Below are 14,633 nucleotides of genomic sequence, written 5' to 3'. Positions count from 1 at the left end.
ATTTTACTGTGCTTTTCTTTCAATTAATAATGTTGCGACTTCAACGTCAAGGATTTCAGCAATCTTGTATAAGTCTTCTATACTTGGTTGTCTTCTATTTTGCGCATACGAGTTTACCATATTGTAGCTCTTTCCCAATTGTTCAGCCAACCACTTTTGCTTAATTCCTTTCTGTTCTAAAACGTCTTTTATTCGGTTCATTTTTGAACTTTTTTTATTGTGATCAAAAATAAGGATAAAAGTTTAACATCTCACATAATGAGCGTTTAAATCATCATTCTATTTGGGGTGGCTGAAATTTATATTATTTTTGTGAAAACAATTGATTATGATTGAATTAACCGTTAAACCTAAAAATAAAGCTGAACTTGTAATGATTAAAAAAGTTTTAAAAGCTCTAAATATTACATTTGTTGAAAATGATAGTGTTTTAGAGAATATAAAAGCAGGACTGGAAGAAATGCATTTGTATAAAAAAGGAGAGTTAAAAACGACTACAGCTAAAGATTTTTTGAATGAGTTATAGAAAATTAACTGGACGAAGAAAAAAGTTATTCTATAAAATTCTTGAGCTAATTCAAAAAGCTCAAAAGAATTTTCTGGAAATAACTTTTTACAGTGAAGATATTTTTATAATTAAGCATTTTAATCAATAACTTTTCTTAATCATTTACATTTTGTAGATTTACAAAAATATTACAACTAGCGTAAGCTGTCGAAATTGGTTACAGAAAACTCGGAATCTTCTAAAAAACCCAAACTTCGTCAGACTTACGCCTGTGCCTTATAGGGCGTGGGCTAAGTCTTTCTGGGTTTTAGGAATCCGAGTTCCTCTGTAACAGTTTGATATTAGACTCGCGCCTTTATTAACTACAAATAAGGTACTATGAAAAAAATTGCATTGTTTTCGGCACTCCTATTCTCTTTAACTATATTTAGTCAAACTCCAAAAAAAGTATTAACTTCTAAAGAGCAAGAATTAAAAGCTCAACGATATATCGAATATCTGAAAAAGCAAAATCGTAAACGGGATAGTATTTACAAAATCGGTCAATTTTCAGAGAAATCGTATCCCATTAATAATGATTCGGAAATTATGAAAAGAATTTTTCGTGAAGAAAAACTTAGAAGCGTAAAGAAAGATACTCTTGTAAAGTTATTAAACGAGCATAAATAATGGAGACCAAAGAATTTTACAAACCAATTAAATCATTAGTCAACCTAATTTTAACAGGTGAAAAAGAAATTAATGTAAACAACAATCCAATCATTGTTACTCAAGAATTTTTAGTCGCCATCTCTGAGTATAGTAGAAATACTTATAATTTATATTTTTTAAATAGGATCGAAAGTTTTCTAGAATCTTGTAATAATAATGATCGATGTGATTTACTCAAATTTTATCAGGAAAACAATGTATTACTAATTGGAGCATCAATCTTGAATGAACAACTTGCTGATTCGGCAAAATTAGAGGGAAAGGATTTCTCAGAGATACTAGATTCTATGTTTTCTGATTATATTGTAAATAAAGAAGTGCATCCAGTACTTTGTTTTGCAATATATTTTTATGTGGAAAATTTATCCAAAATTAATATTGTCAATGGAATGGTATCAAGAAAAGAATATCAGAAAGCGATAAAATTTAACTCAATTAAAAGAGATGTTAAAGATGTATATGATATTTAAAAACGTTACGCATCTAATTAAAAGTAAATAAGCCACTCAATTGAGTGGCTATTTTAAAATATTTTTATTCCATTTCAATAAAATTATTGTACCGTTATAATGATATATTGTTATAGTGTTACTTTGTTATATTGTTACATTGATATATTTAAGACAGGCTAGTGTGAAATCGGAACGTAAAACTTAAAAACTTGAACATCATGAAAAATCATATTGAAGGTATATGTTCCTTTTGTAGTTTTGATTACAAAAAAATTAAACCCCAACAGGATCTTTTTTACTGTCCTGATTGTGGAGAATCCTGTGCAGATATTACAACTCATTACATTAGAGTAATTGAATTAAAGTCAGTCTCTCGAGAAGACGATAAAGAATTTAAATTATTATTTTAAGGATTTATATCTAATTGGTTTAGCTGGTTTTTTAGCAGTTTCCCTTATACATAATGTTATATTGTTAGTTTGTTATAATGATATATTTTCATTTAGCTTTTGGGATAGTGTAAACTCGAAAGATTGTTACAAAGAGATAGTTCTATTTTGGAACATCTCTATTCCATTTTTTATACTTTTTTACTACTTCTGGGTTTTTTAGAAAAAATAATTCAAATGTCTTGATCTCATTTTTTAATGCACTATTCTCATTAATCATTAATTCATAATTGTTTTGATTTATAGACTTTTTAATTGCTATATAAACCGAAATTCCTGTTGTTAAAAGCAGAAGAATATTTAAGAGAATAATGTAGAATAATCGTTTAGAACTTACATTTTTATGCATTTTTAATAGCTCTTGATTATTCTTATTTATTTGTTCATGAAAAATCTCAAAATCAGTTTTCAAATCTTCTTTAATTGCTTTCTGAGTCGATTTAAGTACAGAAACATCGACTTTGAAGGAGTTATCCATCTTTTTAGAAAGCTGAATTTGAGTTTGACTATTTTGATTTACTGACTTTTCCAAAACAGCTACTTGCTGTAAAAGGATTTCCACTAACTCAGTAACCTTTGGTTGTGTTTTTGCCATATAATTATCTCTTTAATTTTTTCTTTTTCTTTAAATTATCATCCATATCATCCGCTATATCAATAGAAAGTAATGAAAATAATGAATTCACCAGTTCTGAGTTGATTTTCCAATCCTGAAATGGAGTTTCTTTTAGATCTGGTTCAGTAGCTATGATTTCTTCATTCCTAAATAGTTCATTTAGTTTTAAGTTTCTATCTACTTCACTCGCTTTAAGATTTATTCCTGATGGTTCGTGCAAGAAACGGTATCCTTGAATGTTACCTTGTTTATTAATAGTTGGCAAAACTTGAATACCGCCTTTAGCCATTTTTTCTTGATATATTTTTAAGTTTTTAGGTTTAGTTTTTAAAACATCAAAATGAGCATTTTTGATTGTTTTTTTAATATCAATGTTAGTAATCTTGTTTTTCAGCTCCTTTCGCTCTTTAATATCTTTTGCAGAAGTGAGATTATACTTTATTGCAACTTCGTGTGCTGCTGCCTGTGCTTTTTTGCTAATAAAATTATCCTTTATCAAAGTTCCGTCTGTTCTTACTCGATTCATCAGGATATGAATGTGTTTGTGTTCTTTTTCAGTATGAACAAAAGCTATATACTGATTTATTCTTGGATCAAGATTTAATGTTTTTAGGAAATCCTGAGTTAGTTCTCGTAAGTGATTATCTGACATTCTTTTACCATCAGATACTGTTGGAGATAAAACAATTGAAATTGTATTGTTGTTACATCTTAAATTTTGTTGTTGCAGTACAAGCATATCAGAATAAATCTCTTTGGGAGTTGTACCCGAAAGATCATTTCTTATAAGTTCATATCCTTTTTTTTCATTTACAACATAGTTAAATAATGCCGTTCCACCTGGGCAGGATTTTGCTTTACTTATCATATCAATTTATTTAAATGCTCACGTATTAATAAAGCGGTTGATACAGCAGTTTCTTTTACTGCTGTTGTATCCCCTAATTTGAATAGGTTGCCAATTCTTCTAAAGTTATCAGCAAACTTATTCAGCTCTTTGTAAACCTCAATTTCTTCTTCAGTTAATTTGTAAGTAACGTTATAACCTAAGGCGGTATTTCTAAGAAATTCGGAAGTTGAGCATCCAGTTTCTTTTGCTTTTTTCTGAATAATTAGGTATTCAGTGAGTGTGACTCTAAACTCAATTTTTTTAGTTTTTTTCATCTTTTACTTTTTTGCGACCATCGGGAGAAAAACGAGAAGTCTATGTAAGCCAAATTTTCAATTTGTCATGACATTGACACCTCTCGATATATTTTTACTTTCCTAAGCATTGTGTATGATGTCTAGTTAACCATTCGTTCAAGTCTTTAAAACCGTTATAGAGACAACTGCAATCAATAGCATAAGTGAATTTTTCTAGTATAAATTTGGTATACTTTATTCCCGTTTCATCATTATCTAAGTACAATTCGACTGTTTGGTAACACTTTAAAACTGATATGTTCTTAATTAGTAAAGCAGCTGAGTTTAGTATCAAATAGTTTGATTCTTTTCTAAATTGATTCCCTTTAATGTGTAAAAAACTGAGATAGTCAAAATATCCTTCAAATATTCTAAGTAAAACACTTTGATTATCTATTAGGGTAATATCCTTTTTACCGAGACATATTTTTGAATATTTGGATCTTAGTTCCCAACCTTCACTATTATTGTGGAATCCCAAGCCAAAATATTTTTTATCATTTATGGTGTAATGAATTTCTTTTAGTTGTTCAATATTATTATAATAGATAATGTTTCTACTTTTTAAATATTGGATTAAAGCCGGGTGTTGAATGGGAATTATTTTTTCGATTTGATTTGTTTCTCGTTTTTCCTTGATTGGTATTTCAAGATTTTGCTTTTGAAAAGAAAAAGAACCGATGTTGCTTGTAAAGTCTTGTAAATAATTTAATGCTTCATAAACAGAACAGTTAAATTTATAAACTATATAATCGATTACATTTCCACCTTTTTGTTCTCCATGATCAAACCATCTATTTAGTTTTAAATCAAGTTTAAAAGAGGGGGTTTTCTCGGGTCTAAAAGGCGATAGGTACCAGTTACAATAACCAATGCTTTTTGATGGAAAATAGCCTTGTTTTTGAAGTACTTTTTCTATTGAAATTTCTTTAGCTTGAGCTGAATTCATGCTTTTTTGTTTTTGGGGTTAAAAAAGTAAAAAAATTGATGACGTGATGACAGTAGCCTTTAAGGTCAATGGTGGTAAGGGATTGCGCTGTCATCAATTTGTCATCACGTCATCAATTTTTACTCTTAATTTTTGTTTGTCATCATTTTTCTGTCATCACTTTTAATTTTGATGACAAATTGATGACAAGCTTAAGCCTTATGAATAAAGGGCTGAGACCATGCTGTCATCACGTCATCAATTTTTCGGCTAAAAAAATCTTAGAAATTGTATAGTACCTTCCTTTAGCCTGATTTTGATAAAAATCTAAATCATTTGTTACTGTTATTTTTTGGTATTTATTCGAGTTTGTGGCAGGAGATAATTCCCAATTATCACGTATGATTTTTTTTATTTCAACAGCATCGTATTTGATCTTGAATTTGTTTAAAATATTTAGTAAATCAGAGAAACATAATTCTAAAAACTCAGCATCAATGCTCTCCATGACATTCAATAAAGTGTTAGCTATTTCACTCTCTATTTTATTTGAATTGTATCGAACTAATTTTTCTAAAGCTTTGGTCTTGATTTGTGCCGGAGTAAACCACATTCGAGACTGGTTTTCAGTTGATAATTTTCTATTGGTTAGAAAATATAGGAATGCAGGAATTTCTTGGATGAGTTTTTTTAAGAAATCAACATCTTCTTTTTTGTACCGATTAATTTTAATAACCCAAAATCGAATTTCATCAGCATCTATTTTAATAAATGAAGTTTCATTATTAGAACAGAGAATAAATTTCCCAAAAAAGGAACTTTCTTTTTTATCTTTCCCTTTTGCTTCTGTTTTGTGAGTATTTGTTGTAGAAAGATATTTGATGCGTTCAGTTAGTTCATCTGTTTTAAACAAAACTTCATCTATACAAATTAAAAGTTTAGAACTCCAGTCGGAGTTAAAATTTGAAGTAAAGTCATTGTTCGTTAAAAAGGTTAAATTGTATTCATAGATTTCTTTTAACCATTTTAGAAAAGTTGATTTCCCTGTAGAACGTTCTTTGCTAACTAAACAAAGGATAGGTAAAATTTGAGTTGGTTTTAAGTAAATTAGCTGCAGATAGTCAATACCTAATTCAAGTTGTTCACCAAAAATATGAGTTAAAAAGTTAATAGTGTTGCTAATATCACCTTCGCAAGGCGATTTACTTATTTGATGATACGTGTTATAATAGTCCTTAATTCTTTTTTGAAAGAACTCAGGGCGGTTTTCAGGAATACAAATAAAACCATCATATTTTTCAATTTCTGATAGCACGTTTTTACCATGATCTTGTCTGATTAATTCAGGAGACCATATAACTAAAATCTCAACAAAGTCTCCTGAAGATAAGGGGTATAGGGATTTCTTAAAATAGTAAGTACCTATTCTTAAATACAAATTTTTCATTATACAATATGATTTTTATTGTATCTTTGTGGGATACAACACAGTTAGAGTTAAAATAAAGCGTTACAATTTGGCAGAATTGAACGCTTTTATTTTTTTACAGCATTTGTATATTCTCTAGCTTCTTTTTCAATTTGAGAAATCGATTTTGATTTGTTTTGTAATAACCATTCATCAATCTCTGATTTAGTAAAAAAGAGAGTTCTATTATTTGGTTTTGAGAAAGGTATGATGTTATTATGCACAAGCTTATATACATAACTTTTTGAGAACCCCGTGTAGTTTACAACATCATCTACTGTGAAGATTTGTTTGTTAGTTCCAATTATAAGTTTTTCTAATTGGGTCAATTTTTGAAGAATTACATTGCTTTCCATAAGATATAAGTGTTTTCGTTATGGGAGCAAATGTCAGTAAAAGCAAGTGTTTGAATTATTACATTCATTACAATGTAATAAAAGTTTAGTTTGGAAAGTTGTCAAAAATATTTTTAAAAACATTAATTAGTTTATGATCTGGTTTATTGGAATAATTTCTAAATGTACCATGATTAAAGGGATTGTTATACTCATCACGAAAGAATTCAATAAAACTAATTTGAGAAATTTTTTTATCTATTAATTTATTAATTTCTTTATGAAAATGATAGAGACTTATTGTTTCCATATCTATTACAAGTGGATTCACTAAAAAATTTTTGCAAAAAAAATCTTTGGAACAATTTTCATCAATGATATTGTTGTCGCTTAGAGTTATCCATAGATACTCAAGTTGTTTTTCGGAAAAACAAGAATTGTAATTTATCGTATCTGAATTTATTTTAATTGATTTTTTAGGTTTTAGTTTTTCAACAATTTCTTCGGAATTAGTTTTAACTATTTTTTCTAAATTTTGTGTTATTACCTCGACATCAACTAATCTTATTTTTTTTGGAGGGTTTTGGTTGTCTATATCTAAGTGCTGTTTAAATTCTAGCTGTTCAATTTCTTTCTGTTCATCCAGTTCATATTGTATCTGTTCTATAGTTTTTCTTTGAATTAGCCTTTTTCTATTAAAAAAAATAAGAGAAAAAAAAGTATTTACGAAAAGGATTAATATCGCATAAATTATTATTGAATAATCAGTTATTTTATTATCGGAAACCAAAACGTAAGTAAATCCTATTGTTATAATACAGAAACAACTAAACAAAATTGTAAATGTTGGATCATAATAAGGATTCCAAGATTTTTTTCTTTTTAAAATACTATCAAGTATAAAAGGTTTTAAGTATAAGACCGTTAATACAACTTGGTAAAGAATTGATAGAAATGATATTATTACTATGGAATATCCTATAATTTTCATGTAAATAAAATTTAAATGTGTAAAGTTGGTATTAAGTTCGCTGCTTCTTTCATTTTTTGATCCACAATCTTAGCATATATTGCAGTAGTGCGTATTTCGCGGTGTCCTAATCTTTTAGAAACGGTGTAGATGTCAGCTCCATTCTCAAGTAAGAGTACTGCATTAGTGTGTCTCGCGCTGTGAAAAGTAATATGTTTTGATATTCCGGCACGATTGCACCAGCGAACAATTTCATTGTTGTAAACTGCACTGTATTTCAATCCAACAAAAACTCGTTCTGAAGGTGATTTTCTTTTTCCTAGCAGTTCACGGGCTTGATTAGAAATATATAGATATTCAACCCCATCTGTTTTTTCTTGCCTAAAATTTACTTTACTTATATTGTCTTCATCTCTCACTTCTGACCAAACAAGGGTGTTAATATCCGACCAGCGCAAACCTGCTAAACAAGAAAAAAGAAAGGCACGCTTTAGTACTTCATATTTACATTCCGTTTGTGATAATTGCTGTAATTCTTGAAAAGTCAAGTATTCTCTTTGACTTTCAGCTTGTTCAAATGATTTCGTTTTTGAGGCGTAATTAATTGATAAATAACCATCATCAAATGCAGCTCTTAAACAAGCTTTGAATTTATTGTAATAAGAGTATTTTGAATTTAATGATAGGGGAGTGTCACTTTTCGTTTTGGCTTCTTTGTCAAAGTAGTTACGAACTCTCTTGACAAAATTTTCATCAACTTCTTCAAAAGTTAAGTTGGCTGAAATACATTTTTTTAAATGGACTAAGGTAGCAGTCCAGTTTCCATAGTTTTTAGGAGAATCAATTTTTTCCTCTGTTTTCTCTATGAAAAAATCTAAAAATGTTCTTTTTGATTTTGAAGTATTTTTAATATCAAATTTACCTTGAAAATATTCCGCTTTCCTGATTGATAAAATTTGTTCACTCAAAGTGTCAATTTCTTTGTTCTCTTTTTTTTCAGCAGCAGTCTTTGGATCTTGATATGGGTATAACTTTAGATATTCAAAATCTCTTAAGTGAATTCTTTTTCCTTCTAAGTTTAGAGTAGAGCCTTTGTAGTATTCTAGATATAGACTAAACTTTCCATTTTGTAATTTCTTTTTCTTTAAAGTAATATTCATAGGTGTACATTTTTACACCTTTTATACTTAAAGGTGTACATTGAGTGTAACAAATGTATATATTAAAGATAACATAAGAAAGTAAAAATACAGCTAATTCAATGGTAGTCAAGTAATAGAAAGCTAAAGAAACTTAAGTAAAGCACTTTTATTTCCCGATACAGAAATTTGCAAAAATATTTCCAAGCAATTCATCATTAGTAACCTGTCCGGTAATCATTCCAAAATGGTATAAGGCTTCGCGAATATCTAATGCCATCAGATCACTGGAAAGATTGGTTTCAAGACCAAATCTTACTTTCTGGATTTCATCCAAGGCTTTTAAAAGCGAATCATAGTGACGGGTGTTAGTCACAATAGTTTCGTTGTTGCGTAAAGCTCCGGTATTGACAAAAGATAGGAGTTGGTTTTTGAGCTCATCAATTCCTACTTTGTTTTTGGCAGAAATAAATTGAAGTTGTGTGTTATGTGTTGTGAGTTGTGTTTCAATTAACTTAATTTTTTCTTCTGAAAGTAAATCCATTTTATTGATAACAATCAAAAGTGGTTTTAAGGGAAATTGATTTTTAACTTTTTCAATCTCAATTTTTAGTGCTTCCAAACTCACAACGGACAACTCATAACTGTCAACTAAATAAAGAACTACTTGTGCCTGTTCGATTTTTTCAAAAGTTTTTTTGATTCCGATGCTTTCTACTACGTCTTGAGTTTCACGAATTCCGGCCGTATCGATGAAACGGAATCCGATTCCGCCAATGACTAATTCGTCTTCGATAGTATCCCGCGTTGTTCCGGCAATGTCCGAAACAATGGCGCGTTCTTCGTTCAATAAAGCGTTTAAAAGTGTTGATTTCCCAACGTTTGGTTCGCCTACAATGGCTACAGGAATTCCGTTTTTGATGACGTTCCCAATAGCAAAGGAGTCAATCAGTCGTTTTAAAACAAATTCGATTCGGTTGATTAATTCGTTAAACTGAGTTCTATCGGCAAATTCGACATCTTCTTCAGCAAAATCCAGTTCGAGTTCGATTAAAGAAGCAAAATTCAATAGTTCTTCACGCAGTTTGGCAATTTCATTCGAAAATCCGCCACGCATTTGCTGCATTGCAATTTGATGCGAAGCTTCATTATCAGATGAAATTAAATCGGCAACCGCTTCGGCTTGCGATAAATCCAATTTTCCGTTTAAGAAAGCTCTAAGTGTAAACTCCCCGGCATCGGCCATGCGACAGCCTTTTCGAAGGAGTAACTGAATAATCTGCTGCTGGATATAAGTAGAACCGTGACAGGAAATTTCAACGGTATTTTCGCCTGTATAGGAATTAGGACCTTTGAATATAGAAACCAATACCTGATCCAGTGTTTTGGAGTCGTCAATGATATGCCCCAGATGCAGGGTATGGGATTTTTGCTTTGTTAAATCTTTGTTTTTGATGGATTTAAATACCGAATTGGCAATTACAATCGCATCCTGACCTGAAATACGAATAATTGCTATGGCGCCGGAACCGGAAGCTGTGGCCAGTGCTACTATAGAATCGTTGTTTAGCATTTTCTTAATTATTGGCTGTAAAGGTACTAAATCTACTGAAGTATTGTGGAAAGCCTGAATATAAAACCACAATTTTTTGGAAACTAAAGCGTTAAAATCGTATCTTTAATTCAGTTACCGAATGTTTAATTTTAAAAGCTGTTTAAAATGAAACGTATTTTATTTCCTACCGATTTTTCTGAAGCGGCAACGAACGCATTTGTACATGCTTTAGAATTTGCTAATAGTGTTGACGGTGAGCTGGTATTATTACATGCCTTTGATCTGCCTGTTTTTGACAATCAGTATTTTCCCGAAAATTACATGATTATTTACGAATCAGTAGAATTGAGTCAGTTTGAAATGTTTAAGGATGAATTACCTAAACTTAGAGATATTGCCCAAAAACGCAATCTAGATGCTGTTAAAATGACACACCGCCTAATGGATGGGGGTTTATTATACAATATTGAAAAAACAATTGCAGAAGACCAAATCGATTATATTATTATGGGAACCGAAGGAGCATCAGGCTGGTCTAAATTGTTTCTGGGAACCCACACGACCGATGTTATTTCGGATGTCTCCATTCCGGTGCTGAGTATTCCTCTGAAAGCACATTATAAATCGGTTAAAAATATTGCTTTTACTACCCGTTACCGACCTAAAGATAAAGCTGCGTTGAGAGAAGTTATAGCAATTGCTAAAAAAATGAAGGCAAAAGTCAGACTGGTGTATGTCAAAACCAGTTATTCGGATGTGAAAAAAGAAACTATGAAAGAATGGGAAACTGAATTTGCCGGTGAACCCGTAGAATTTAGCGTTATTTACAGTGATGATGTAAAAGAAAGTATCACCGATTTTATTTTGTTTAAACAAATTTCAATTTTAGCGATGCTTACCTACAAACGAAACTTTTTTGAAAGTTTATTTCACCATAGTCTCACCCAGGATTATGCTTCAGAATTGGATATTCCTATTTTAGCCATTCCCATTAAATGAATTTTAGCTGTTGATTTTGCAGATTAAATTTAAAATATGCCAATTTGAGCTTTAGCTCCTTTATATTTGTATTTCATTTGATACATTATGGATATTTATAAGTCTAAAGTTGATTTTTTTACTGGCGAATTAAGCAAAATTAATACAAGATATAACACTGTTAGTGTGCTACGGCTTTCCAGCATTGTGCTGTTGCTGTTTGCTTTATATTATTATTTTCAAAATCAGGAAATTACTTTATTGCTTGCAGCGGTGCTGTGTTTTACAGCCTTTGTTGTTTTGATGCGAATGCATTCGAAATTACAGTTCAAGCGAAAAATCACTCAGGCATTATTCAGCATCAATCAGGACGAGATTCATTTTCTGGAAAGAAAAACAATTCCATTTGAAAATGGCGAAGAATTTCAGGATTTTCAACATCCGTATGCGTATGATTTGGATATTTTTGGGAATCATTCTTTGTTTCAGCATCTTAACAGAAGTGCCACATTTATTGGAAAAAAAACACTCGCTAAAGATTTATTACATATAGCAGGCAATCATGATATTCTGGATAATCAACAGGCAGTAAAGGAACTGACTCAAAAATTAGACTGGCGTCAGGAGTTTTTGGCTTTCGCCAAAGTAACTAATGACAGCGAATCCAGTTATAAGACATTATTGCAGTGGAGTACTTTCAATAGTGAGTCTTTGCCTAAATGGCTGGTGTTTTTTTCGTATGTAAGTCCGTTGTTTTTTGTTGTAATTTTTCTAAGTTATTTATTTACTTCTAATCTTTTTTTACTGAGTTGTTTGTCGTATTTGTTTGTTTTGAATTTGATGGTTCTGGGGCGATTTTTTAAACGAATTCAATTAGAAATTGCTAATTCAGATAATATTGATAAATTAATTGGACAATATGGATTATTGCTGGAGAAAATAGAAACAGAGCAATTTGTATCTAAAAGTCTTTTGGATTTGCAGCAAAAACTAAAATTCAAAACCGAAAATGCCAGTGTTCATTTGAAAAAATTATCCGAATTATTTTCCAGAAATGATGCTATTGCCAATTTATTTACGGCTACTTTATTTAATGGAACTTTCTTGTTTAATATCCATGTTTTAAAAGCATTATTACAATGGAAAAAGGAACATGCAGCAGCTCTGGAAGATTGGTTAATTGTAATTGGCGAATTCGAGAAATTAAATAGTTTAGCTAATTTCTCTTATAATAATCCTGATTGCGTCTTCCCGGAATTGAATACTGATTATAAAATTAATTTTTCTGATCTCAGCCATCCACTGTTAAATCCGGAAACCAGAGTAGGGAATGAGGTGGCTTTTCATCCGCAGTCGTTTATGATTTTAACCGGATCTAATATGTCCGGAAAAAGTACGTTTTTGCGCAGTTTAGGAGTAAATATGGTTTTAGCGGGTATAGGTTCAGTGGTGTGTGCCAGTGCAGCTCATGTGCATCCTTTACCGGTTTTAGTATCCATGAGACTTTCAGATTCTTTATCAGATAGCGAATCTTACTTTTTTGCCGAAATCAAACGTTTGAAACAAATTATGGATGCTTTAGAACAACAGCCGGCATTTGTTTTACTGGACGAAATTTTAAGAGGAACAAATTCGGATGATAAACGAAACGGAACCATCGAAGTACTGAAAAAAGTAATTGCTAAAAAAGCCATTGGCGCCATTGCGACGCATGATATTGAAGTTTGTCTAACTACTAATGATTATCCCGAAATTTTAAGTAATAATTGTTTTGAAGTGGAAATACAAGACAACGAACTGCATTTTGATTACAGACTAAGAGAAGGTGTTTGCCGCAATAAAAGTGCTACTTTCTTAATGAAAAAAATGGGAGTTATTTAAATTTCAGCCACGGAATTCACGAATGTTTTTTTAATACTTATGTATTTGAGATTAAATTTCTCTAATCAGACTTTTGATAAATATGATTTATAAAAATTTATTCTTAAACAATTTGTGTATTCATGGATTAATAATCAAAAAAAAACCGCTTACCTAATGGATTCGCGGTTTTTTTAAATATAAAAAATGGTTGGTTAACAGTGCAATAGTAAGTATAAAATTTGGATATCAAAAATTTTATACCAAAAAATATGCAATATTCTTAACTATTTAGCATAACTGGCATAACAAGCATCGTTACTGTTTCACCATCTTCTAGCCCGTCTACAGGAGTTAAAATTCCGGCACGGTTAGGCAATGACATTTCCAGCATGATCATGTCTGATTGTAAGTTAGTCAGCATCTCAGTCAGGAAACGGGAGTTGTAACCTATTTGCATATCGTCTCCCTGATAATCGCAGGTCAGGCGCTCTTCAGCCTTATTAGAATAGTCGATATCTTCTGCAGAAACATTCAATTCAGCTCCTGCAATTTTTAGGCGAATCTGATGCGTAGTTTTGTTAGAAAAAATAGCGACACGACGTACCGAACTCAAAAACTGAGAGCGGTCAATCATTAATTTATTTGGATTTTCTTTTGGAATTACTGCTTCGTAATTTGGATATTTTCCATCAATCAGACGGCACATCAATACATAGTTGTCAAAAGAAAAAGTAGCATTCGAATCGTTGTATTCAATTTTTACTTCAGCATCAGATGTGGACAGAATATTTTTTAAAATTGTCAACGGCTTTTTAGGCATGATAAAATCAGCTACCTGAGAAGCAGTAACATCGGTACGGGCATATTTAACTAATTTATGAGCATCTGTTGCTACAAAAGTCAAACCTTGTGGAGAAAACTGGAAGAATACTCCTGACATAACCGGACGTAAATCATCATTACCGGCAGCAAAAATAGTTTTACTTACTGCAGTAGCTAATACATCAGCAGGCACTAATGTTACAGATGGTTCGTCTAAATTTACGGCTTTAGGGAAATCTTCGCCGGGAGCATACGCTAAGGCATATTTTCCTGAATTTGAACTTATTTCTATAGTGTTGTTTTCTTCTACTGTAAAAGTCAACGGTTGTTCCGGAAATGTTTTCAGGATTTCCAAAAGCAATTTTGCCTGTACTGCAACACTTCCCTGGCTCGTAGAATCGATAGACAAAGTAGCAGACATGGTTGTTTCTAAATCAGAAGCAGAAACGGTTAACTCGTTATTGTCTAATTCAAATAAAAAATTATCCAGGATAGGTAATGTATTGCTGCTGTTGATAACACTTCCTAAAACTTGTAATTGCTTTAATAAGTACGAACTCGATACTATAAATTTCATATGAAGATTATATTTGTTTTTTTTATTGGAATTTGGTCACCGTCATTATTCGTGTTTGAAAACAGAACGGTTTCAGC

The 14,633-nt window shown here is 31.1% G+C and carries 16 protein-coding genes; 5 read left to right on the top strand and 11 right to left on the bottom strand.

Features of this window, described 5'->3' with window-relative positions; translation table 11 throughout:
* Nucleotides 1–3: 3 nt before the first annotated feature.
* Nucleotides 4–201, bottom strand: coding sequence for a helix-turn-helix domain-containing protein (locus ACSV4D_RS11050; protein WP_439228325.1), 198 nt, complete (start codon nt 199–201; stop codon nt 4–6).
* Between the two features lie 127 nt (nt 202–328).
* Here ACSV4D_RS11050 and ACSV4D_RS11045 point away from each other — a divergent pair, with 127 nt between their 5' ends.
* The 3 genes from ACSV4D_RS11045 (at nt 329) to ACSV4D_RS11035 (ending at nt 1,689) form a co-directional block, all read left to right on the top strand.
* Complete coding sequence (locus ACSV4D_RS11045; RefSeq protein ID WP_439228324.1) at nt 329–526, top strand: hypothetical protein; 198 nt, start codon at nt 329–331, stop codon at nt 524–526.
* A 360-nt stretch (nt 527–886) separates the two neighbouring features.
* Entirely contained in the window at nt 887–1,177 is a 291-nt protein-coding gene (locus ACSV4D_RS11040) for a hypothetical protein (protein ID WP_439228323.1), read from the top strand.
* A complete protein-coding gene (locus ACSV4D_RS11035; RefSeq protein ID WP_439228322.1) occupies nt 1,177–1,689 on the top strand; it encodes a hypothetical protein in 513 nt (170 codons plus the stop codon). Before ACSV4D_RS11040 ends, ACSV4D_RS11035 begins: the two co-directional genes overlap by 1 nt.
* 534 nt (nt 1,690–2,223) lie before the next feature.
* Here the strand turns inward: ACSV4D_RS11035 and ACSV4D_RS11030 are convergent.
* From ACSV4D_RS11030 to mnmE, 9 genes are all read right to left on the bottom strand, one after another.
* A complete protein-coding gene (locus tag ACSV4D_RS11030; protein WP_439228321.1) occupies nt 2,224–2,715 on the bottom strand; it encodes a hypothetical protein in 492 nt (163 codons plus the stop codon).
* Nucleotides 2,716–2,719: 4 nt separating this feature from the next.
* Nucleotides 2,720–3,604, bottom strand: coding sequence for a relaxase/mobilization nuclease domain-containing protein (locus tag ACSV4D_RS11025; RefSeq protein ID WP_439228320.1), 885 nt, complete (start codon nt 3,602–3,604; stop codon nt 2,720–2,722).
* The gene (locus tag ACSV4D_RS11020) at nt 3,601–3,900 is read right to left on the bottom strand and encodes a plasmid mobilization protein (protein WP_439228319.1); all 300 of its coding nucleotides are present in this window, start codon (nt 3,898–3,900) and stop codon (nt 3,601–3,603) included. The genes ACSV4D_RS11025 and ACSV4D_RS11020 overlap by 4 nt, the downstream gene beginning before the upstream one ends.
* 94 nt (nt 3,901–3,994) lie before the next feature.
* A complete protein-coding gene (locus ACSV4D_RS11015) occupies nt 3,995–4,870 on the bottom strand; it encodes a toprim domain-containing protein (protein WP_439228318.1) in 876 nt (291 codons plus the stop codon).
* 229 nt (nt 4,871–5,099) lie between these two features.
* Nucleotides 5,100–6,296 (bottom strand): primase-helicase family protein, encoded by a 1,197-nt coding sequence (locus tag ACSV4D_RS11010; RefSeq protein ID WP_439228317.1) that lies wholly within the window; start codon nt 6,294–6,296, stop codon nt 5,100–5,102.
* An 89-nt stretch (nt 6,297–6,385) separates the two neighbouring features.
* Nucleotides 6,386–6,673: a helix-turn-helix transcriptional regulator gene (locus tag ACSV4D_RS11005; RefSeq protein ID WP_439228316.1), complete on the bottom strand. Its 288-nt coding sequence runs from the start codon at nt 6,671–6,673 to the stop codon at nt 6,386–6,388.
* Between the two features lie 85 nt (nt 6,674–6,758).
* Nucleotides 6,759–7,643, bottom strand: a complete 885-nt coding sequence (locus ACSV4D_RS11000; RefSeq protein ID WP_439228315.1) for a hypothetical protein — start codon at nt 7,641–7,643, stop codon at nt 6,759–6,761.
* Between the two features lie 11 nt (nt 7,644–7,654).
* Entirely contained in the window at nt 7,655–8,782 is a 1,128-nt protein-coding gene (locus ACSV4D_RS10995) for a site-specific integrase (protein ID WP_439228314.1), read from the bottom strand.
* A gap of 148 nt (nt 8,783–8,930) precedes the next feature.
* Nucleotides 8,931–10,334: a tRNA uridine-5-carboxymethylaminomethyl(34) synthesis GTPase MnmE gene (mnmE, locus tag ACSV4D_RS10990; protein ID WP_439228313.1), complete on the bottom strand. Its 1,404-nt coding sequence runs from the start codon at nt 10,332–10,334 to the stop codon at nt 8,931–8,933.
* A 147-nt stretch (nt 10,335–10,481) separates the two neighbouring features.
* Between mnmE and ACSV4D_RS10985 the strand changes: the two genes are divergently transcribed.
* Both ACSV4D_RS10985 and ACSV4D_RS10980 read left to right on the top strand, forming a co-directional pair.
* Nucleotides 10,482–11,315 (top strand): universal stress protein, encoded by an 834-nt coding sequence (locus ACSV4D_RS10985; RefSeq protein ID WP_439228312.1) that lies wholly within the window; start codon nt 10,482–10,484, stop codon nt 11,313–11,315.
* Between the two features lie 87 nt (nt 11,316–11,402).
* A complete protein-coding gene (locus tag ACSV4D_RS10980) occupies nt 11,403–13,175 on the top strand; it encodes a MutS-related protein (RefSeq protein ID WP_439228311.1) in 1,773 nt (590 codons plus the stop codon).
* Between the two features lie 262 nt (nt 13,176–13,437).
* Here the strand turns inward: ACSV4D_RS10980 and dnaN are convergent, their stop codons facing one another.
* Complete coding sequence (dnaN, locus tag ACSV4D_RS10975) at nt 13,438–14,556, bottom strand: DNA polymerase III subunit beta (RefSeq protein WP_439228310.1); 1,119 nt, start codon at nt 14,554–14,556, stop codon at nt 13,438–13,440.
* Between the last annotated feature and the right edge of the window lie 77 nt (nt 14,557–14,633).

The organism is Flavobacterium sp. ARAG 55.4 (assembly GCF_051846875.1).
Taxonomy (GTDB): domain Bacteria; phylum Bacteroidota; class Bacteroidia; order Flavobacteriales; family Flavobacteriaceae; genus Flavobacterium; species Flavobacterium plantiphilum.
Note: the sequence above shows the minus strand (reverse complement) of the source record. Positions and strands in the feature narration are given on the sequence as shown.

What these genes read in the sequence shown, in the direction of transcription:
- ACSV4D_RS11005 (WP_439228316.1), bottom strand. Translation starts at nt 6,673, where the DNA reads ATGGAAAGCAATGTAATTCTTCAAAAATTGACCCAATTAGAAAAACTT.
- ACSV4D_RS11015 (WP_439228318.1), bottom strand. Translation starts at nt 4,870, where the DNA reads ATGAATTCAGCTCAAGCTAAAGAAATTTCAATAGAAAAAGTACTTCAA.
- ACSV4D_RS11035 (WP_439228322.1), top strand. Translation starts at nt 1,177, where the DNA reads ATGGAGACCAAAGAATTTTACAAACCAATTAAATCATTAGTCAACCTA.
- ACSV4D_RS10980 (WP_439228311.1), top strand. Translation starts at nt 11,403, where the DNA reads ATGGATATTTATAAGTCTAAAGTTGATTTTTTTACTGGCGAATTAAGC.
- ACSV4D_RS10985 (WP_439228312.1), top strand. Translation starts at nt 10,482, where the DNA reads ATGAAACGTATTTTATTTCCTACCGATTTTTCTGAAGCGGCAACGAAC.
- ACSV4D_RS11000 (WP_439228315.1), bottom strand. Translation starts at nt 7,643, where the DNA reads ATGAAAATTATAGGATATTCCATAGTAATAATATCATTTCTATCAATT.
- ACSV4D_RS11045 (WP_439228324.1), top strand. Translation starts at nt 329, where the DNA reads ATGATTGAATTAACCGTTAAACCTAAAAATAAAGCTGAACTTGTAATG.
- ACSV4D_RS11020 (WP_439228319.1), bottom strand. Translation starts at nt 3,900, where the DNA reads ATGAAAAAAACTAAAAAAATTGAGTTTAGAGTCACACTCACTGAATAC.
- dnaN (WP_439228310.1), bottom strand. Translation starts at nt 14,556, where the DNA reads ATGAAATTTATAGTATCGAGTTCGTACTTATTAAAGCAATTACAAGTT.
- ACSV4D_RS11010 (WP_439228317.1), bottom strand. Translation starts at nt 6,296, where the DNA reads ATGAAAAATTTGTATTTAAGAATAGGTACTTACTATTTTAAGAAATCC.
- mnmE (WP_439228313.1), bottom strand. Translation starts at nt 10,334, where the DNA reads ATGCTAAACAACGATTCTATAGTAGCACTGGCCACAGCTTCCGGTTCC.
- ACSV4D_RS11030 (WP_439228321.1), bottom strand. Translation starts at nt 2,715, where the DNA reads ATGGCAAAAACACAACCAAAGGTTACTGAGTTAGTGGAAATCCTTTTA.
- ACSV4D_RS11040 (WP_439228323.1), top strand. Translation starts at nt 887, where the DNA reads ATGAAAAAAATTGCATTGTTTTCGGCACTCCTATTCTCTTTAACTATA.
- ACSV4D_RS10995 (WP_439228314.1), bottom strand. Translation starts at nt 8,782, where the DNA reads ATGAATATTACTTTAAAGAAAAAGAAATTACAAAATGGAAAGTTTAGT.
- ACSV4D_RS11050 (WP_439228325.1), bottom strand. Translation starts at nt 201, where the DNA reads ATGAACCGAATAAAAGACGTTTTAGAACAGAAAGGAATTAAGCAAAAG.
- ACSV4D_RS11025 (WP_439228320.1), bottom strand. Translation starts at nt 3,604, where the DNA reads ATGATAAGTAAAGCAAAATCCTGCCCAGGTGGAACGGCATTATTTAAC.